Annotated in this window: 16 protein-coding genes; 11 read left to right on the top strand and 5 right to left on the bottom strand. The window is 66.9% G+C overall.

The window, feature by feature from the left end:
* The first annotated feature begins 29 nt into the window (after window positions 1-29).
* The 4 genes from BOS5A_RS08660 (at window position 30) to pepF (ending at window position 5678) form a co-directional block, all read left to right on the top strand.
* Window positions 30-1430: an MATE family efflux transporter gene (locus BOS5A_RS08660; protein WP_151954816.1), complete on the top strand. Its 1401-nt coding sequence runs from the start codon at window positions 30-32 to the stop codon at window positions 1428-1430.
* A gap of 117 nt (window positions 1431-1547) precedes the next feature.
* Window positions 1548-1835 carry a co-chaperone GroES gene (groES, locus tag BOS5A_RS08655; RefSeq protein ID WP_093003109.1) on the top strand — a complete coding sequence of 96 codons (288 nt, stop codon included), beginning with the start codon at window positions 1548-1550 and terminating at the stop codon, window positions 1833-1835.
* 88 nt (window positions 1836-1923) lie between these two features.
* Complete coding sequence (gene groL, locus BOS5A_RS08650) at window positions 1924-3567, top strand: chaperonin GroEL (protein WP_151954815.1); 1644 nt, start codon at window positions 1924-1926, stop codon at window positions 3565-3567.
* Window positions 3568-3809: 242 nt separating this feature from the next.
* Window positions 3810-5678: an oligoendopeptidase F gene (gene pepF, locus BOS5A_RS08645; protein WP_151954814.1), complete on the top strand. Its 1869-nt coding sequence runs from the start codon at window positions 3810-3812 to the stop codon at window positions 5676-5678.
* 115 nt (window positions 5679-5793) lie between these two features.
* Here the strand turns inward: pepF and BOS5A_RS08640 are convergent, their stop codons facing one another.
* Window positions 5794-6849, bottom strand: coding sequence for a mannose-1-phosphate guanylyltransferase/mannose-6-phosphate isomerase (locus BOS5A_RS08640; protein ID WP_151954813.1), 1056 nt, complete (start codon window positions 6847-6849; stop codon window positions 5794-5796).
* Window positions 6850-7034: 185 nt separating this feature from the next.
* Between BOS5A_RS08640 and BOS5A_RS08635 the strand changes: the two genes are divergently transcribed.
* The 6 genes from BOS5A_RS08635 to BOS5A_RS08610 all read left to right on the top strand — a co-directional run bounded on the left by BOS5A_RS08635 (window position 7035) and on the right by BOS5A_RS08610 (window position 15774).
* A complete protein-coding gene (locus BOS5A_RS08635; protein ID WP_151954812.1) occupies window positions 7035-8423 on the top strand; it encodes a TIGR03013 family XrtA/PEP-CTERM system glycosyltransferase in 1389 nt (462 codons plus the stop codon).
* Window positions 8420-10471, top strand: coding sequence for an XrtA/PEP-CTERM system histidine kinase PrsK (gene prsK, locus BOS5A_RS08630; protein WP_151954811.1), 2052 nt, complete (start codon window positions 8420-8422; stop codon window positions 10469-10471). The genes BOS5A_RS08635 and prsK overlap by 4 nt, the downstream gene beginning before the upstream one ends.
* The gene (gene prsR / locus BOS5A_RS08625) at window positions 10468-11820 is read left to right on the top strand and encodes a PEP-CTERM-box response regulator transcription factor (RefSeq protein ID WP_151954810.1); all 1353 of its coding nucleotides are present in this window, start codon (window positions 10468-10470) and stop codon (window positions 11818-11820) included. The genes prsK and prsR overlap by 4 nt, the downstream gene beginning before the upstream one ends.
* A 67-nt stretch (window positions 11821-11887) precedes the next feature.
* A complete protein-coding gene (locus tag BOS5A_RS08620; protein WP_234419277.1) occupies window positions 11888-13927 on the top strand; it encodes a tetratricopeptide repeat protein in 2040 nt (679 codons plus the stop codon).
* A gap of 10 nt (window positions 13928-13937) precedes the next feature.
* Window positions 13938-14744, top strand: coding sequence for an ATP-binding protein (locus BOS5A_RS08615; RefSeq protein WP_151954808.1), 807 nt, complete (start codon window positions 13938-13940; stop codon window positions 14742-14744).
* A 76-nt stretch (window positions 14745-14820) separates the two neighbouring features.
* Window positions 14821-15774 carry an isopenicillin N synthase family dioxygenase gene (locus tag BOS5A_RS08610; protein WP_151954807.1) on the top strand — a complete coding sequence of 318 codons (954 nt, stop codon included), beginning with the start codon at window positions 14821-14823 and terminating at the stop codon, window positions 15772-15774.
* Here the strand turns inward: BOS5A_RS08610 and BOS5A_RS08605 are convergent, their stop codons facing one another.
* The gene (locus tag BOS5A_RS08605) at window positions 15775-16842 is read right to left on the bottom strand and encodes a beta-N-acetylglucosaminidase domain-containing protein (RefSeq protein WP_151954806.1); all 1068 of its coding nucleotides are present in this window, start codon (window positions 16840-16842) and stop codon (window positions 15775-15777) included.
* Window positions 16843-16906: 64 nt separating this feature from the next.
* Here BOS5A_RS08605 and BOS5A_RS08600 point away from each other — a divergent pair, with 64 nt between their 5' ends.
* Window positions 16907-17989, top strand: coding sequence for an anhydro-N-acetylmuramic acid kinase (locus BOS5A_RS08600; RefSeq protein ID WP_151954805.1), 1083 nt, complete (start codon window positions 16907-16909; stop codon window positions 17987-17989).
* Here the strand turns inward: BOS5A_RS08600 and BOS5A_RS08595 are convergent.
* The 3 genes from BOS5A_RS08595 to BOS5A_RS08585 are packed head-to-tail and all read right to left on the bottom strand — an operon-like array spanning window position 17974 to window position 20068.
* Window positions 17974-18486: an NUDIX hydrolase gene (locus BOS5A_RS08595; protein WP_151955917.1), complete on the bottom strand. Its 513-nt coding sequence runs from the start codon at window positions 18484-18486 to the stop codon at window positions 17974-17976. The genes BOS5A_RS08600 and BOS5A_RS08595 overlap by 16 nt on opposite strands.
* A gap of 35 nt (window positions 18487-18521) precedes the next feature.
* Window positions 18522-19193, bottom strand: a complete 672-nt coding sequence (locus BOS5A_RS08590) for a TPM domain-containing protein (RefSeq protein ID WP_151954804.1) — start codon at window positions 19191-19193, stop codon at window positions 18522-18524.
* Window positions 19193-20068 carry a TPM domain-containing protein gene (locus BOS5A_RS08585; protein WP_199857306.1) on the bottom strand — a complete coding sequence of 292 codons (876 nt, stop codon included), beginning with the start codon at window positions 20066-20068 and terminating at the stop codon, window positions 19193-19195. The genes BOS5A_RS08590 and BOS5A_RS08585 overlap by 1 nt, the downstream gene beginning before the upstream one ends.
* Window positions 20069-20098 lie beyond the last annotated feature (30 nt).

Genomic DNA, 20098 nt, shown 5'->3' with positions numbered 1-20098 from the left:
GGGCATATCGTGTCCCTAAGGGGACGCGGATGGAACCCGTCGTCCTCCCGACCGGCAAGACCGGCCAGCGTTCGGCGGACACCCGCGGCGAGCTGCGCGCGCTGGCGCTTCTTGCAGGGCCGCTCGTCGGCGCGAACCTGCTCCAGATGGCGGTCTATGCGGTCGACGTGATGTTCGTCGCGCGGCTCGGCACCATCGAGTTCGCCGCCGCGACGCTCGGCGTGTTCCTCTACAGCCTGATCCTCTGGGCGCTGATCGGCCTCACGAATGCCTGCGCACCGATCATCGCGGCCGAACTCGGCCAGCGGTCGCACGCGGTGCGCGAGGTGCGGCGATCGTTCCGCATGGCGATGTGGCTCGGCATATTCGCAGCGGTGCCGTTCATCCTCATCCTCGTCCACGGCGAAACCGTGCTGCGCCTCGCCGGGCAGGACCCGCGCGTCGCCGCGCGCGCGGGCGCCTTTCTCGATATCCTGTGGATTGCGTTGCTGCCGGGCATCCTGACCGCGGTGATGCGCACCGTCGCCGCGACGCTCGGCCGGCCGAACTGGGCGCTCGGTGTGACGGCGGCCGCGCTGGGCGTCGGCATTCTGGCGAACTGGCTGCTCGTCTTCGGGCATGGCGGCTTTCCGGCGCTTGGTCTCGAGGGATCGGCGCTGGCGAGCGTGGTCACGAGCGCCTTCATGATGCTCGCCTATGTCGCGATCCTGCTGTTCGACCCGCCGCTCCGCCGCTGGCGGCTGTTCGGCCGTTGGTGGCGCGCCGAATGGTCGCGGTTCGGCGAGATTGTCCGGCTGGGCGTGCCGATCGCGCTGACGCTTACGCTCGAAGCAGGGCTGTTCGGCGGTGCCGCGATCCTGATGGGGCTGCTCGGCGTGACGGAGGTGGCGGCGCACGCCATCGCGCTGAACATCGCCGCCATCGCGTTTCAGGTCCCGCTGGGAGTCGCGCAGGCGGCGACGATCCGGGTCGGGCTGGCCTTCGGTGCGCGCGACCGGGATTGGCTGGGCAGGGCGGGCTGGGTCGCGATCGTCGTCGGCACCGCATTCATGAGTTTGACCGCGCTCGCGATGTGGGCGGTGCCGCGGCTGTTCGTCGGCATCTATATCGATCCAGCGGCGCCGGCGAATGCGGCGGTCGTCGGCCTTGCGGTCCAGTATCTCGCGGTCGCCGCGATGTTCCAGCTTTTCGACGGCGCGCAGGCCGTCGCGGCGGGGGTCCTGCGCGGGCTTCAGGATACGCGCGTGCCGATGATCATCGCGGGCATCGGCTATTGGGTCGTCGGCTTCGGAACATCGATCGTCCTGGGCTTTCCCGGCGGGCTGCGCGGGGTCGGCATCTGGATCGGCCTGGCGGCTGGCCTTGCCGTCGTTTCGGTGCTTCTCGTCGCACGCTGGATGCGGCGTGACGCGCGATTGTCTCGCGTCTGAAAAATAAGTGGCGCATGCCGTTGACGGCCTATGCGGTGGTGCACATATGCCGGCCGTTGGCACTCCCGACCGGGGAGTGCCAGGCATATCAACTCGCATGAGCAAGAGGGCAACCGCATGAACTTTCGTCCGTTGCACGACCGTGTTCTCGTCCGCCGCGTCGAGGCGGAAGAGAAGACGGCCGGTGGGATCATCATCCCCGATACCGCCAAGGAAAAGCCCCAGGAGGGCGAGGTCGTCGCTGCCGGCACCGGCACGAAGGCCGAAGACGGCAAGGTCACCCCGCTGGACGTGAAGGCCGGCGACCGAATCCTGTTCGGCAAGTGGTCGGGCACCGAGGTGAAGGTCAACGGTGAAGACCTGCTGATCATGAAGGAATCGGACATCCTGGGCATCGTCGGCTGATTTCGGTGCCGGATCGCGAAACAGCGATCTTGGTGTCAACCGTGTCAACCGAATGCCGTTTTTCCATTGCAATTGAAAGGGTAGCCACATGGCAGCCAAGGACGTGAAATTCAGCCGCGACGCGCGTGAGCGCATTCTGCGCGGCGTCGATATCCTCGCCGATGCGGTGAAGGTGACGCTCGGGCCGAAGGGCCGCAACGTCGTGATTGACAAGAGCTTCGGTGCACCCCGCATCACCAAAGACGGCGTCACCGTCGCCAAGGAAATCGAACTGAAGGACAAGTTCGAGAACATGGGCGCGCAGATGCTGCGCGAAGTGGCCTCGAAGACCAACGACAATGCCGGCGACGGCACCACCACCGCGACCGTGCTCGCCCAGGCGATCGTGCGCGAGGGCATGAAGTCGGTCGCGGCCGGCATGAACCCGATGGACCTGAAGCGCGGCATCGACCTCGCCGTCGTCAAGGTCGTCGAGGACATCCAGGCACGCTCCAAGCCCGTGTCGGGCTCGAACGAGATCGCCCAGGTCGGCATCATCTCGGCCAATGGTGACGAGGTCGTCGGCCAGAAGATCGCCGAGGCGATGGAAAAGGTAGGCAAGGAAGGCGTCATCACCGTCGAGGAGGCCAAGGGTCTCGAGTTCGAGCTGGACGTCGTCGAGGGCATGCAGTTCGACCGCGGCTACCTGTCGCCCTACTTCATCACCAATCCGGAGAAGATGACGGTCGAGCTCAACGATCCGTACATCCTGATCCACGAGAAGAAGCTGTCGAACCTGCAGGCGATGCTCCCGATCCTGGAAGCGGTCGTCCAGTCGGGCCGTCCGCTGCTCATCATCGCCGAGGATATCGAGGGCGAGGCGCTGGCCACCCTGGTGGTCAACAAGCTGCGCGGCGGCCTGAAGGTCGCAGCGGTCAAGGCGCCGGGCTTCGGCGATCGTCGCAAGGCGATGCTCGAGGATATCGCCGTCCTGACCAAGGGCGAGATGATCTCGGAAGATCTCGGCATCAAGCTGGAGAACGTCACGGTCTCGATGCTCGGCACCGCCAAGCGCGTCCAGATCGACAAGGACAACACCACCATCGTCGATGGCGCCGGTGATGCCGAAGCGATCAAGGGCCGCACCGAGGCGATCCGGCAGCAGATCGAGAACACCACCAGCGACTATGACCGCGAGAAGCTCCAGGAGCGCCTCGCGAAGCTCGCCGGCGGCGTCGCGGTCATCAAGGTCGGCGGCGCGTCCGAGGTCGAGGTGAAGGAGCGCAAGGACCGCGTCGACGACGCACTCCACGCGACCCGTGCGGCGGTCGAAGAGGGCATCGTCCCCGGCGGCGGCACGGCGCTGCTCTATGCGACGAAGGCGCTCGAAGGACTCACCGGCTCGAACGACGACCAGACCCGCGGCATCGACATCGTCCGCAAGTCGCTGACGACGCTGGTTCGCCAGATCGCGACCAACGCCGGTCACGACGGTGCGGTGGTCTCGGGCAAGCTGCTCGAGGGCAACGACCCGACGCAGGGCTTCAACGCCCAGACCGACACCTACGAGAACCTGGTTTCGGCCGGCGTGATCGATCCGACCAAGGTCGTCCGCACCGCGCTCCAGAACGCGGCGTCGGTTGCCGGCCTCCTCATCACCACCGAGGCAGCCGTCTCGGAAGTGCCCGAGGACAAGGCGCCGGCCGGCATGCCCGGCGGCGGCATGGGCGGCATGGGTGGCATGGACTTCTGATTTTGGACGGGAGCAGCAAAGCTGCTCCCGACACAAAATCAGAACGGCCAGCCGGTCGGCGACGCCGATCCGGGCTGACGTCCAGCGGCGGCTTTGCCGCCACCGTCCAAAAAAGATCAGGGCCGGCAAGCACCCGCTTGCCGGCCCTTTTCTTCACCTCGTCACCAGTGCCTTAATCAATTGACACACCCTCTGCACACCGTAACATTGTCTCATCGAACGAATCCTCTGGGGGCTGCCACATGACCGAACTCACCCGCCGCCAGGCGCTCGTCGCCGCGACGCTTGCCACCGCCGCAACCGCGCTTCCCGCCTGGGCGCAGGACCGCGCCGCCGCGCCCGACGCCGCTGCGTGGGACCTGGCGGACCTCTATCCCAGCGACTCAGCCTGGGACGCCGCCCGCAAGAAAGTCCTGGCGGCGATTCCCGGTCTCGCCAAGAACAAGGGCCATCTCGGCGACAGCGCCGATACGCTCGCCGCCCAGCTCGTCGCCCAGTCCGACCTCGGTCGCGAAGGCGCGCGCGTCTACACCTATGCCAGCCTCAAGGCCGACGCCGATCTCCGGATCGCCGCCAACCAGGAAAAGCAGGCGTTGGCGCAAGACATGTTCACCGCCTTCGGTGAGGCGACGGCGTGGGTGACGCCTGAAATCCTGACGCTCGGCAAACCCAAAATCGAGCGGTTCATCGCCGCGAACAAGACGCTCGGCACCCGGTTCGATTTCCTGCTCCGCGACGCGATCCGGCAGGCGGAGCACGTCCTGTCCCCCGAAGGCGAGATGCTGCTCGCCGGCACGTCCGCGCCGTTTTCGGGGCCAAGCGATATTCGCGAACAGCTCGTCGCGTCTGACATTCCGTGGCCGACGGTCACGCTGTCGACCGGCAAGCAGGTCCGTCTCGACGATCAGGCCTACACGCTCAACCGCGACGCGCCCAACCGTGCTGACCGCAAGCTCGTCTTCGACACCTTCTGGGGCGAATACGGCAAGTTCAAGAATTCGCTGGGCGCGGCCTATCTCAGTCACGTCAAGGCGGATGTCTTCGAGAAGAAGGCGCGCAAATATCCGACATCGCTCGCCATGGCGCTGTCGGGCAACAATGTGCCGGAAGCCGTCTACCGGACGCTGGTGAAGGAAACGAATGCGGGATTGCCGCAACTCCACCGCTATTTCGAACTCCGCCGCCGGCTGCTGAAGCTGCCCGACATGGCCTATTACGATATTTACCCGCCGCTGGTGCAGCTCGACGAGAAGGTCTCGCTGACGCAGATGCGCGCGACGACGATCGAGGCGCTGAAGCCGCTCGGCCCCGAATATGGCGCGATGTTCGCGAAGGCGACTGCGGGCAAATGGATGGACCCGCTGCCCCGCCCCGGCAAGAAATCGGGCGCCTATATGAACCCCGGCGCTGCGTATGACGTGCACCCCTATCTCCTTCTGAATCTGGGTCAGAATTACGAGGGGATGAGCACCTACGCGCACGAATGGGGCCATGCGATGCACACGCTGCTCGCGAACAAGACGCAGGTGTTCGACAAGGCCGACTATCCGATCTTCCTCGCCGAGATCGCCTCGACCTGCAACGAGCAGCTGCTTGCGGCCTATATGGTCGCGAACGCGAAGACCAAGGCGGAGAAGATCTTCTACCTCGGCCAGCAGTTAGAGAGCATCCGCGGCACCTTCTACCGCCAGGCGATGTTCGCCGAGTTCGAGCTGGCCGCGCACGACAAGGCGGAAGCGGGCGAGGGGCTGTCGGGCGACACCTTCACCGCAATGTATCTCGATCTGTTGAAGCGTTATCACGGCCCGAAGGTCGCGGTGTCCGACGTCTACGGATCGGAGTGGGCGTATATCCCGCATTTCTACAACAGCTTCTACGTCTATCAATATGCGACCTGCATCTCCGCCGCGTCCTACTTCGCCCGCGTGATCCTGAAGGGCGGTGCCAAGGAGCGGGACAATTACCTCGGCGTGCTGAAGGCGGGGGGATCGGACTATCCGGTCGACATCCTCAAGAGAGCCGGGCTCGATATGGCGACGCCGGCACCGTACCGTGCCGTCGTGCAGACGTTCAAGGAGACGATGGACCAGATCGAAGCACTGATGGGGTGAAGCGGGATCTGTCGCCCCTTCGCAGGCAGGGGTCCATGTCTGCCGGACGGACACGCTACCCACAGTCATGAATCCCTTCCTTCGCGGGGATGACGGATCGAGCGAGTAATACGGGTCAGCGTTCCTTCATGGCTTCCAAAAGCTGCTTCACCTCCTGGCTCCGCCCGCGCGGGAGGATCAGGATATCGTTGCCGCTGGCGACAACGATCAGGTCGCTCACGCCGACCATCGCGATCCGGGCACCGTCGCTGCGCACGAGGCAGTTGCTCGTATCGAGGTTGATGACCTCGCCGTTGGTCGCGTTACCCGCTTCGTCGCAGGCGCTGATCGCGTGGAGCGCATCCCAGCTGCCGACGTCGTTCCACCCCATCGAGACGGGAACGACCGCAACCCGTTCGGACTTCTCCATGACGGCATAGTCGATGGAATCGGCGGGCGAGGCGGCGAAGGCGTCCTCGTCCGGATAGATGCGACGGCCGTCGCGCCGCGCCTTGTCCATCGACTGCTGCGCGGCGACCAGCATGTCGGGCGCGTAGCTGGCCAGCGCACCGAGATAGATGTCCGCCCGAAACAGGAAGATTCCGCCGTTCCAGGCATGATCGCCGCTCGCGACCATCGCCTCCGCATCCGCGCGCGGGGGCTTTTCCACGAAGCGCGCGACCTTGTGGGCGCCGCTTGCGACTTCCTCGCCGATCTTGATGTAGCCATAGCCGGTTTCGGGGGCATCGGGGGTGATGCCGAAGGTGACGAGCCAACCCTCGGCGACGAGCGGCATCGCGGCGGCGATCGCGGCGTGGAACGCGTCCACATCGGCGATGACGTGATCCGACGGCATGACGAGCAGCGGCGCCGGGCCGCCGCCCGCCGCGATTGCAGCAAGCGCGATGGCCGGCGCGGTGTTGCGCCCCATCGGCTCGAGGATCAGCGCCTGCGCGGTCGTCGCGACATGGGCGAGCTGCGCATCGACATCGTCGGCGTGGCGCGCATTCGCGACGACGATCGGTGCGGCGAATTGCGCGCCGCACGCCCGCCGGGCGGTCAGCTGGAGCATTGTCTCTTCGGCCGTCAGCGCCAGCAGCTGCTTCGGCTTTTCGGGTCGCGACATCGGCCACAATCGGGTTCCCGATCCGCCGGAGAGGATGACGGGGACGATGGCGTGCGCATTCGGCATAAGGTTCGATATTCCCGAGAAGATATGTCGCCCTAACCGACAGCAGGGCGTCGGGCAAACGCCCGATCGCGCGGGCGTATCCCGGTGTGTTCAGCCTTTCTTTGCCAATTGCTGCGAGAGCAGGGTCAGGTGTCGGAGGATTTGACAGTGGCCGGTCAGCGGTCTGCATTTTACAGGAGCGCGCGGTGATCCGCGTGTTCAAACATTATGTGCCGCACGCTGTCGTCATTCTCGGCGTGCTCGACACGCTGCTGTTGCTGATTGCGGGCGAGGCGGGCTGGATCCTGCGTGCCTGGCAGATTGACATCGCGGTCGGCGCCACGACCGCGCGCGTGCCGCAGCTCCTGTCCTTTGCGCTGCCGCTCGAGACCGCGATGGTTGCGGTCGGCGCCTATGGTCCCCGTTCGCTCCAATCGCTCCGCTTCGCGACCGCGCGCATTTTCGTTGCGGTATCGCTCGGCGTGCTGATCCTGAGCGTGATCTACTTCGCGGTGCCGGGGCTGACGCTTTGGCGGTCGAACCTGGCGTATGCGATGCTGTTCGCGGTGCCGCTGCTCATCTTCGTGCGTGTCTTGCTCGGGCGGATGCTGGGGAGTCGCGCCTTTCGTCGCCGTATCGTCGTTCTGGGAGCCGGCGCGCGCGCAGAGCGGCTTAAAGCCCTCGCGGCCGAGCATAATGCCAGTTTCGCCGTCGTCGGCTTCGTCGCGATGTCGGACGGGGAGCCATCGATCCCCGAAGCGATCCGGCGCGGGGCGATCTATAATCTGGCCGACCATGTGGTGATGCTCAATGCGAGCGAAGTCGTCCTTGCGCTGGAAGAACGGCGCAACGCGCTGCCGCTCAAGGACCTGCTGCGGATCAAGACGACCGGCGTGCTCGTCAGTGACTTCGCGAGCTTTCTCGAACGGGAAACCGGGCGGATCGACCTGAAGACCGTCAACCCGTCCTGGCTCATCTTCTCCGACGGTTTCTCGTCCGGACGGCTGTTCTCCAGCATTTCCAAGCGGCTGTTCGATATCGCCGCCAGCCTGTTGCTGCTGACCATAGCGCTGCCGGTCATTGTCGTTACCGCCATCGCCATCAAGATCGAAAGCCGGGGACCCGCATTCTATCGCCAGCGCCGCGTGGGGCTGTTCAACCAGGGGTTCGATATCCTGAAGCTGCGATCGATGCGCCAGGACGCCGAAATTGCGGGTCAGGCGGTGTGGGCGGCGGAGGACGATCCACGCATCACCCGCGTCGGTCGCTTCATCCGCAAGGTCCGGATCGACGAACTGCCGCAGTGCTGGAGCGTGCTGAAGGGCGAGATGAGCTTCGTCGGCCCACGCCCCGAGCGCCCGCAATTCGTCGAAGACCTTGAGCGCGAGCTGCCCTTCTACGCCGAGCGCCACATGGTGAAGCCGGGGATCACCGGCTGGGCGCAGATCAACTATCCGTACGGCGCTTCGGTCGAGGATGCGCGGCACAAGCTGGAATACGACCTTTATTACGCGAAGAACTACTCGCCCTTCCTCGACCTGCTGATCCTGTTGCAGACGCTGCGCGTGGTGCTCTGGCCGGAAGGCGCGCGATGACGCCGGCAACGATCGTGTGGATCCATGCCCTGACCGCGCTCGCCTTCGCAATCGTGGCGCTCCGCGAAACGAAGCAGCGCGCGGGCGGCGGGGGGCGGATCGCCTTCATCGCAGCGCTCGGCGCGACCGCCTTGTGGGCGCTGGCGGTGTCCGGCATCGAGCCCGCCGATCTCGTCACGCGGGTCGCGGAAGGCGTACTCAATCTTGCCTGGCTCGTTTTCATGGCGACGCTGTCGTTCAGAGAACGCCGCGCGCCGCATCGGTCCGCGGTCATCACGCTGTACGTCGTGCTCGGGCTACTCACCGTCGTCGGAATGGGTGTCGCGGGCATCGAGGCGAGCGCTGGTGCGCGGCACCTGGCGCACGCCGCTGCCGACGTCCGTCAGACGATCCGCATGATGACGGCGGCCGGCGCCCTGATCCTGGTCCACCGGCTCGTTATCCAGAGCCGTGGCGTGCAGCGTGGGGGCGTGCGGCTGGTCGCAATCGCGCTCGGCATATTGTGGGGAACCGACCTGCTCTACGCGCTCGCAATCTATGCGGGCGGCCCGCCTTCGACCATGATCGTTGCGCTGCGCGGCGCGCTCATGCTGCTGATCGCGCCGCTGTTCGGCATCGCCGCGAACCGTGGCGGCGACTGGACGCTGCAGCTTTCGCGAACGATGGCGATGCGCTGGGCCGTCGCGGGCGGAGTCTTGATCTACGTCGCGGTCATCGGCTTCGGCACCGCGATCCTCGGCTCGGTCGCGGGTGCCAACGCGCCGCTCGCACAGACGGCCTTTGTATGCGGCATGACGGTCGCCATCCTGACGCTCGCGTCGAACCCTTGGCTCAACGCGTGGCTCAAGGTCGTCATCGCCAAGCATTTCTATCGCCACCGCTATGACTATCGCGACGAATGGCTGCGCTTTACCGACACCATCGGGGCGCCTGAGGCGGGTAAAGCGACGCTGGAAGCCCGCGTGACGAAAGCGGTCGCCGATCTCACCGACTCCCCGGCAGCCTTGCTTCTGACCCCCGATGACGGCGGGCTGGGCGTGGCGGCGCGGTGGAACTGCACCAGCGATTGTGCCGGCGCCGCGGGAAGCGACTTTGCGGAGTATCTGGCGCGCACCGCTCGTATCATCGCGCTCGACGCGGTCCGGGCGGGCGAGGCACCGGCCGACGAGCACATCGTCGTTCCGAGCTGGGCGATCGACCAGCAGGATGCGTGGGCGATCGTTCCCCTGCTCCATTTCGGCGCGCTAGCGGGCGCAATCGTACTTGCCCGGCCGCCTGTGGACCGCGCGCTTGACTGGGAGGACTTCGATCTTCTCGGCCTCGCAGGGCGGCAAGTCGCGAGCTACCTCGCCGAAGACCGCGCCCACGCCCGCCTCGCCGATGCCGAGCGCTTCGATGAGTTCAATCGCCGCTTCGCCTTCATCATGCACGACCTCAAGAACCTGGTGAGCCAATTGACCCTCGTCGCGCGCAACGCCGAACGACATGCGGAGAATCCTGCGTTTCGGGCGGACATGATCGCGACGCTGAAGGATTCCGCGGATCGCATGAACGGTTTGCTGGCCAGACTGTCGCAACATCACGGAGGTAGCGGAAGCGTGCCCGAGCGGATCGACGTTGCCGTGTTGTGTAATCGCATTGCGGAGTCACGGCGCGCGCAGCACCCGGTGGCCGCAGCGGGGCAGGGTGAAGCTCTTGCGTTCGCCGATGTCGGCGCGCTCGAAGTCCTGCTGGGCCATCTCGTCCAGAACGCGATCGAGGCCAGCGCGCCGACGGATGCCGTGATGCTGGTCGTCGGCGAAGACGAAGGACGCGTGACGATCGACATCATCGATCGCGGAAGCGGGATGGATGCGGTCTTCGTGCGCGAACAGCTCTTCAAACCGTTTTCTTCTACCAAGCCGGGCGGCTTCGGGATCGGCGCGTTCGAGGCACGCCAGCTTGCCGAGGCAATGGGGGGCAAGGTGACGGTGGCCAGCCGCGAAGGCGAAGGCACCCGCTTCCGCGTAACGCTACCCATGGCTCGCGACGAGAAGGCGGCGGCATGAGCGACAAGCCGATCCTGCTGATCGTCGAGGACGATTCCGGCCTCCAGCGTCAGCTCCGCTGGGCCTATGACGATTACGAGGTCGTCGTCGCGAGCGATCGGACTACGGCGATCGACGCCGTTCGCCTGCACGAGCCTGCGGTCGTGACGCTCGATCTCGGCCTGCCGCCCGACCCGGACGGTGTATCGGAAGGGTTTGCGACGCTGGCCGAAATTCTGGCGTTGAAGCCTGACGCCAAGGTGATCGTGGCATCCGGGCACGGCGCGCGCGATAGCGCGCGTCAGGCGATCGCCGACGGTGCCTGGGATTTCTACGCGAAGCCGATCGATATCGATGCGTTGGGGTTGATCGTCGCGCGGGCCTTCCACGTCCACGCGTTGGAGGCGGAAAACCGGCGGCTGGCGGCGCGAGATGCGGGCAAGGAGCTCGGCGGCCTCATCACCGCGGCGCCCGAGATGCTCGCGGTCACGCGGACCATCGAGCGGGTGGCGCCTGCCGACGTCTCGGTCATGCTGCTGGGCGCATCGGGCAGCGGCAAGGAACTGCTCGCGCGCGGCCTGCACGATTCGTCCCGGCGTCGCGTCGGCGCCTTCGTCGCAATCAATTGCGCCGCAATCCCCGAGACTTTGCTCGAAAGCGAATTGTTCGGGCATGAAAAGGGCGCCTTTACGGGCGCGGTGAAGACGACCGAAGGCAAGATCGAGCAGGCCAATGGCGGCACGCTGTTCCTCGATGAGGTGGGCGACATTCCGCTACCGCTTCAGGTGAAGCTGCTTCGCTTCCTTCAGGAACGCACGATCGAGCGGATCGGCGGACGGCGGCAGATTGCGGTCGACACGCGGATCGTCTGCGCGACGCATCAGGACGTCGATGCGATGGTCGCCGACGGACGGTTCCGCGAGGATCTCTACTATCGCCTGGCCGAGATCGTCGTTCGCATCCCGTCACTTGCCGAGCGCGCGGGCGATGCGCTGCTTCTCGCGCGCTATTTCCTCGACCGCCACGCGCGCGAGATGGGGCGAACGGTAAGCGGTTTTGCCCCCGATGCGCGCGCCGCGATCGATGGCTGGGGCTGGCCGGGTAACGTCCGCGAGCTCGAAAACCGCGTGAAACGGGCGGTCATCATGGCGGACGGCAAGCTGGTGACCGCAGCCGATCTCGACCTCGCGTTACCCGATGGAGCCGCGCTGCCGATCAACCTGCGCGCCGCGCGCGAAGTCGCCGACCGCGCGGTGATCCGGCATGCGCTGGCCCGGGCGGAAGGGAATATCTCGAACACCGCGAAGCTGCTCGGGGTGAGCCGGCCGACGCTCTACGACCTGCTCAAGGCTTACGATCTGCATGGCTGACGCGAGCGCGATATATCCGATGCTCCGGGGCGGGCGGCGTTCGCGCGTTCGGCGATTTTGGTCAAGGGTGCCGTCGGCGCGTGCGCTGCGGCTGGGGCTTGTCGCGCTGGTGAGCCTCGCGCTCGTCGCGGCGATCGTGCATCTGGCACGAAAGGCCGAGCGTCTCGATCCGGAAACCGCACTGGCCTTGAGCGGCAAGCTGCTTGCGGCCGGCAACTACAATGCCGCGCGAGCACAGGCCCAGTCCGCGATCGAGCAGCGTCCTGAAATGATCGCTGCGTATGTCGCGCTTGCTCGCGCCTATGTCCGATTGGGCGAGGGCGCATCCGCCGAAGGCGCAGTCATGCGCGCGCGCGCCACCGGAGCCAGCCCCGCCTCCACCGCAGGCCTGCTCGCCGAGGCTGCCCGGTTGCAGGGCGACTCCGATCGCGCGCTGGCGGAAGCAGGCAAGGCACCCGCTGGCGACGTCGATGCCGAGCGAGCGCGTGCCCGCGCCTTGGCCGATCAGGGCGACTATCCGGCAGCGCTGCAGCGTCTCACGGCACTGTCCGACCGCAACCCGTCCGACAGCCGGCTCTGGTCTGATCTTGGACGGGTGAGACTGACGGCCGGTGACGTCGGCGGTGCGGCCGCGGCGGCGGCGCGTGCGGTGGCCCTCGACGGCGCGAACCTCGACGCGCTCGTGCTTCGCGGGGAGACGGCGCGCAGCCAATATGGCCTGACCGCCGCGCTGCCCTGGTTTCGAGCAGCGCTCGCGCGGGATGCGTATTTTCATCCAGCGCTCATCGCCGCGGCCGCGACGCTGGGCGATATGGGGCGCTACACCGAAATGCTCGATGCAACGCGGCGAGCGCTTGCCGCACGGCCGGGAAGCGGAGAGGCGCTGTATCTGCAGGCCGTTCTCGCGGCGCGCGCCGGGAAATGGGACCTCGCCCAGGCGATGCTCGACAAGACCGGCGGCGAGGAGGACGACGTTCCCGGCGTTATGCTGCTGTCCGGTGCAATCGACTATGCGCAGGGGCGCTACGAGCAGGCCGTCGCGCGCTTTCGCGATCTCGTCGCACGCCAGCCGATGAACATCGAGGCGCGGCGGCTGGCGGGCGCGGCCTTGCTCAAATCGGGCGATCCGAAGGGCGCGCTGGAGGTTCTGCGCCCGATCGGTCTGCGCGGCGATGCTGATCCCTATGCACTCTCGCTGATAGCCCGCGCGTTCACCGCGACCGGCGAGCCGAACTGGGCAGCGCGCTTTTTCGATCGCGCGGCGTTGTCAGGGAGCGTCAGCTCCGTGCCGTTCGGCACCGATGACGACGCGTCGGTCGACGCCGGGCAGATGGCCGAGAACCCCGGCGATCCTGCTGCAGCCGTCGGCTATATCCGCGCTCTGCTGGAGGCGGGCGACGAGGCCGGCGCGCTCGCTCGTGCCCGCGCGATCGCATCGGTCAGCCCCGGCGCGCCGCAAGCCCATCTGCTCGTCGGCGACACGCTGGCGGCGGAGAGTCGCATGGCCGAGGCAGCGCAGGCCTATGCGCGTGCTGCCGATCTTCGCTTCGACCTCCAGACGATGTTGCGGCTCGTCGATGCCCGTTCGCGGAGTGGCGACGCGGCCGGCGCCGCACAGGTATTGGCCTTGTATCTTTCGCAGAACCCGAAGAGCGTCGCGGCGCGCCGGATGGTCGGCAATCTGCAGCTCGATACGCAGGATTGGGATGCCGCGATCCCAACGTTCGAAGGCTTGCGGCGTGATCTCGGCGCGCGCGATGCGGCGCTGCTGGCGTCGCTCGCGCGCGCTTATGCCGGTGCAGGACATGCGACCATCGCCATGACCTATGGCCGCGCGGCCTATGCCCTGGCGCCAATGAACCCGGCCGTTGTCGATGCCTATGGCTGGGCGGCGTATCAGGCAGACCGGCCGCGCGAGGCGCTGCAACTGCTCCGCAAAGCCGCGACGATCGCGCCGCGCGATCCCTCCATCCGCTGGCACGAAGCGCAGGTTCTCGCCGATGCCCGCCGCGATGCCAAGGCGCGCATCGCCATCGACGTGGCGCTCGCCGATCCTCGGTTCGCCGATCGCGCCGCGGCGGTGGCGTTGCGGGCCGCGCTTCGATAAGGCTCGGGCGATGTCGGACGCCCTTGATCGCATTGCCGCGGCACTTGAACGGCTGTCGCCGCCGCCGGCACCCCCCGCCGATCCGCTGGCGTATCCGGCCTATATATGGCGCGATGGTGCGCTCACCGTGGCGCGCGATTTCCGGCCGCAGCCGCTTGACGCGTTGAAGGGGATCGACGCTCAGCGCGATGCGCTCATCGCCAATCTCGACCGACTGGCGCACCGTGCTGCCGCGCAGGACGTGCTGCTGTGGGGCGCGCGGGGGACGGGCAAGTCCGCGCTGGTCAAGTCGGCGGTCGGGCATCTTCAGGCGACCAGCGACCTCGCGCTGATCGAAACTGGCGGCGACATGCTGGCGACGCTGCCGCGATTGTTCGACGTGATCGCGCGGGTCCGACGCGCATTCGTCTTGTTCGTCGACGATCTCGGCTTTGACGCGCCGTCGGATGCCCGCGCGCTGCGCTCGCTTCTCGAAGGCGGGGCGGAGGCGCGACCATCGAATGCGCGGCTGGTCGTCACCGCCAACCGCCGCCATCTGGTGCCGCGCGACATCGCCGAACAGGAAAGCGCGATCAATCCGCGCGATGCTGTGGATGATGCACTCGCGCTCGCCGATCGGTTCGGACTGAGCCTTGGCTTTCACGTCGTCGATCAGGACGGCTATCTCGCGATCGTGCGCGGATATGCGGAAGCAAACGGCCTGCCGTTCGATGCAAGCGAGGCGGTCGCCTGGGCAACGCGGCGCGGCAGCCGCTCCGGGCGCGTTGCCTGGCAATACATCGTCGATCTGGCCGGTCGCTCGGGCAAGTCGCTCTAGGCGCACCCGGCGATTGGCTCCGACGCCGGGAGCGCCTATGGTCGATGTTTGTCGCTTTGGACGGACTGACTTTCCCATGCTCGATACCCCCACTGCCCAGGTTCCGACGCTGTCGCTCGGCGATCAGGCTTCCGATCCTGACGGCTTTGCCCAGGCGTTCGGCTCGTCCTTCCAGCGATTCGGTTTCGCGATCGTCGCCGACCACGGCATTCCGCAGGCTTTGATCGAGCGCGCGTGGCGCGAGACCGAAGAGCTCTTCGCACGTCCCGAAGCGGAAAAGCGCGGCTATCACGTCGCCGGCGGCGGCGGCGCACGCGGCTATACTCCGTTCAAGACCGAAATCGCGAAGGACGCGAAGCATGTCGACTTGAAGGAGTTCTGGCACGTCGGTCGCGAGCTTCCCGCGGGGCATCGCTTTGCCGACGTCATGTCGCCGAACATCTGGCCGACCGTGCCGGCGGGGTTCAAGGACACCTTCCTCGAGCTGTTCGCAGCGTTCGATACTGCCGGCGACAAGCTGCTGTCCGCGATCGCACGGTATCTGAAGCTCGCACCAGATTGGTTCGACCGGGCCGTGAAGGACGGCAACTCGGTGCTCCGCCTGCTCCATTATCCGCCGATACCGGCCGATGCGGAAGGCGTGCGGGCCGGCGCGCACGAGGACATCAACCTCATCACGCTGCTGCTGGGTGCCGAGGAAGCCGGGCTCGAGCTGCTCGATCGGGACGGGCGCTGGCTTCAGGTTAAGCCGCCCGAAGGCGCGATGGTCGTCAACGTTGGCGACATGCTGCAGCGTCTGACCAACCATGTCCTGCCCTCGACCACCCACCGCGTGGTCAATCCGCCGCCCGAGCGCCGCGGTCATTCGCGCTATTCGATGCCGTTCTTCCTGCACCCCGCGCCCGATTTCCTGATCGAGACGCTGCCCGGCTGCATTACCGCAGATCGCCCGAACCGCTATCCGCAGCCGATCACCGCCCATGATTACCTTCACGAACGGCTGGTCGAGATCGGGCTGATCAAGAAATAGCTACTGCGTCTGGACTTCTTCGTCGGTCATCGTGTCGGCGCCGGCGAGGAAGCCAAGCACCTCGCGCGCGACGGGATGGTCGAAGGCGGCGTAGATTTCGGTCAGCGCGGCTTTCTTCGCGTCCGGCAGCCGGCCCAGCCCGGCATCCTGCAGCGCGAGCAGGTCCGCTTCCAGGCGCGCGCCGAGCGCCGGGCCAGCGACGGATTCCGCGGCCTCGCGGAACGCTGCGCCGTAGCGATACTCCGCGCCGCGTGCATAGCTCATCGGCAAGGTGAGCGCCGGAATGCAGGACAGAAGCGGCTGGATCGAGGGATTGATCGCATGGCCCGTCAAGTGCGCGCCGTTGCCTGCGTCGCGCCCGGTAAAGGCGCGAAGATGGAGATGCTGCGACATGCGCGCGCCGTCGTTGACGGGGTAATTGTCCCACAGGCAGACCGGTCGCCCGATCCGTTCCTCCACATCCTGCAAGTGGCCCGGTCGGATCTCCCGCGCACAGACTTCCTCGCCCGTCCAGTAAATGCGCACTGACGGATCGAGCCGCCGGCCCAGATCTGGAAGATAATCCGCCGGCCGAGCGCCGAACACACGGTCCAGCACCGTGTCGTCGGAATAATAGGTCGGGCAGAAATACAGCTGCGCGCCGCGGGCGTGCTCTTCACAGGCATGAACGATGTCGGCCTGCGCTGACGCAAGCCCGGGCAGGTCGCCGCGCAGATCGTCGAACAGGATTGCCAGATCGTCGATTCCCAGTGCGGCAAGCTCGGCCACTCGGCGCGCAAGCGTAGCCCGCGTGTCGGCGTCGAAGGGGTGACTCGCGTCCATCGGGGTCAGCGCGATGCCGAACCGGACGCCGCGCGGCCGGCAGAGATCGGCGAACCGGGCGATGGCCTCCGCCTCGGCGCGCGGATGCGGCTCGCGCCAGCGGCGGCGCAGATGGGCGTCTGCCTTTGGGCCGTAATGCCAGAAGCGATAGCCTGCCGGCGCGAGGATGCCGAGCACCGCCGCCCGATCCTCCCACGTCCATGCTCGGCCGAAGCGGCCCTCGATGATTCCAAGTTCCGGCGTCATCCTTCGCTCATGCCGACTTGCATCGCCCGCGCCAAGTCGCGAGGGAGCGGGTGAGGAGAACGAGATGCGCGTGCTGGGTTTCATGAGCGGTACCTCGCTGGACGGGGTGGACGCCGCCATCATCGAAACCGACGGCGAGGTCGTGACCGGTTTCGGCCCCGCGCTGCTGATGCCGTTCGAGGACGACGAACGTGCGCTGTTGAAGACCGCGACCGAAGCGACGCTCGCGGCCGATGCCTATGATCCCGCCCGGCTGGTCGAGGCGGATGCGCTGGTCGTCGATGCGCATGTCCGTTGCGCGCGGCGCCTGCTTGCCGAGCCTGACGCCGGAAGAATCGATCTCATCGGCTTTCACGGCCAGACCGTTCTTCACCGCCCGGAACGGCGGCTGACGGTGCAGATCGGGTCGCCCCTCGCACTTGCCCATGCGCTCGGCATCGACGTGGTCGGCGACGTCCGGCAGGCCGACATTGCCGCGGGCGGGCAGGGCGCGCCGCTGGTGCCGATCTATCACGAAGCGCTTGCGCGCTATGTCGGGGCGGAGCGGCCGGTCGCCTTCCTCAATATCGGCGGGGTCGCGAACGTTACTGCGCTGACTGCGGGCGGCGACATGCTCGCCTTCGATACCGGGCCGGGGAACGGCCTGATCGACTTGGTGATGCAGGCGCGGGGCGCGGGACGGTATGACGAGGACGGCCGCCATGCTGCTGCCGGGCGGGTCGATGGCGGGATTCTGCAGACGCTGCTGGCGAGTCCCTATTTCACCAGAATCGGGCCGAAATCGCTCGACCGGTATGATTTTCCCATGGAGGCCGTCGACGCGCTGTCGATCGAGGACGCGGCGGCGACACTCGTCGCCTTCACCGCAGAGGCGGTCGCGCTTGCCACCCGCCGCCTTCCCGAGCCGCCGCTGCGCTGGGTCATCTGCGGGGGTGGCCGGCGAAATCCGGTGCTGATGCAGGCCCTGCGTGAGCGCGTCGGGCAATGCGATGATGCCGATGCGCTGGGACTGCGCGGCGATTTCATCGAGGCGGAAATGATGGCCTATGTCGCGGCGCGGGCGGTGCGGGGGCTGCCGATCACATTCCCCAGCACCACGGGAGCGCCGGAGCCGATGACCGGGGGCAAACTCTACCCGGCGGTGTGAGGGTTCAGCAGCGTTTCCGCCAGCAACAACAGAAGTTTGACATCGATCGCGCATCCTTCTGCGCGCTTCGCCGCGACAAGGGAGGGCACCTCGCAGCGTTTCACGCGGTGGACGGTAATGTTTTCATCGCCATCGCCGCCGCCTTCGCCGACCTTGGTGAGGCCGTGCGCGCGGACCAGGGTGAAGCCTTCGCTGACCATGCCGGGGGAGGCGTGGAAGACGCCCAGTTCCTCGATTCGGTCGGCGCGGTAGCCCGTCTCTTCCTCAAGCTCGCGGTTGGCGGCCTCGGCGATCGGCTCGCCGGCGGTATCGTCGCCGACGAGCCCGGCGGGAATTTCCAGGCAGTTGCGTCCCAGCGGCACGCGGAATTGCTCGACGAGGATGACGTGATCCTCGGCGTCGATCGCGAGGATGACCGCGGCTTCGATGCCGCGATTGCGGGCGGCATATTCCCAGCGGCCGTCCTTCACCACCTTGATGAAGCGGCCTTCCCACATCGTTTCGGGCCGCCCGCCCTGAGCCGGTCGAAGGGTCACAATTCGACCAGCCTGTCGGGAAGTTCGTTCACGTCGCCCTCGCTGCGGGGGAAATGTTCAGCGAGGACGACGCCGATCGCGGTAACCGCGTCGGCCATGCCGTCGCCGGGGCGGCCGTCCTTCACCGCCGTGACAAGCGCGGCCATTGCCGCGCCCCAGTGGTCCTCGGATACCCGATCGTGGATCGAGGCGTCAGCGATGAGTTCGGCGCGGTGCTCCTCGATCGAGAGGTAGAGCAGCACGCCGGTTGTTGCCACCGTGCGCTTCTCGACGCCGGCGCGGAACAGGGCGAGGGCACGGGCGCGGACGCGGCGGGTCTTGGTGGCGGCCGGCGTCAGCGCCAGGCGCAGGGCGCGCCAGGCGAAGATGACGCGCGCGACGAGGAAGGCCGCGGCCAGCACGACGAGCGCGATCGTCAGTGTCGCGCGGATCGAGATGTGGTCGGTCCAGGGGTCGCCGGTGAGCGCGTGCAGATGCTCGATCGCGGCGGGGAAGGCGGCGAGGAGGGCGAGGACGAGCAGCATCGCGAGGATGCTCCAGTGGAGCGCGACGTCGTGATACGCGTCGGAGCGACGCGCGACGATCGTGACGATCTCGCCGTCGGTGTGCGCCTCGGCAGCGGTGACCGCGGACGTGACGCGGTCGTGATCGGCTTGCGTCAGTCGCATCACCAGCTCCCCGAGGCGCCGCCGCCACCGAACGATCCGCCGCCACCGCCGGAGAAGCCGCCGCCGCCCCAGCTGCCGCCTCCGCCACCGTCGGAGCCTCCACCGCCACCCCAGCCGCCACCGCCGCCGCCACGGCCGATCTCGTTGGCGATCGACCACAGCACGACGGGCAACATGCCGCCGCCGTCACCGCGGTAGCGCCGCCCGCGCCGGCCGCCGAAGAGCATCGGCAGGATCACGAAGAACAGGATGATGCCCCAGAAGATCAGCCCTACCGGGATGCCGCCGCTGCCGGAGCGGCGGGCTTTGTGGGAGCGATCGAACTCGGCAATCGCGGCGTCGGTACGGGCCTTCGCTTCCTCGGGTGAGGCGCGGAGCTGGCCGATGATCGCATCGGTGCCCGCGGTCACCGCGCCGTTGATGTCGCCCGCCTTCAGCTTCGGCATCATGTCGTCGTTGATGATGACGCTGGAGAGCGCGTCGGTGAGGATCGGTTCCAGACCGGTGCCGACCTCGATCCGCGGGCCGCGTTGGCCCGCGGGATTGTTGGGCGCGATGAACAGGATCGCGCCGTTGTTCACGTCGGTCAAGCCGACGCCCCAGGCGCGGCCGAGCCGGTAGCCGTAATCCTCGAGCGGATAGCCCTGCGTATCGGCGATGGTGGCGACGACGAGCTGGCGCTTGGTGTCCTTCTGGAGCGCGTCGAGCTTTGCGGTGAGCGCCTGGACGGTTTCGGGCGAAAGGACGTGCGCGTCGTCGACGACGAACCCGGTGAATTTGGGAAAGGTCTGCGCGGTGGCTGGCAGAGTGAAGAAGGCGAGGACGAGCGCGATCACCCAGAAGGCGCGGTGCGCGCGAAGCCTGTCGAAGGACACGTCGTTTTCTCCGTCCGAAAGGGGTGGGCG

The organism is Sphingomonas sp. EC-HK361, from assembly GCF_902498785.1.
In the GTDB taxonomy this organism is placed as follows: domain Bacteria; phylum Pseudomonadota; class Alphaproteobacteria; order Sphingomonadales; family Sphingomonadaceae; genus Sphingomonas.
The sequence above is the reverse complement of the archived record's forward strand: the minus strand, read 5'-3'. Positions and strand labels throughout refer to the sequence as shown.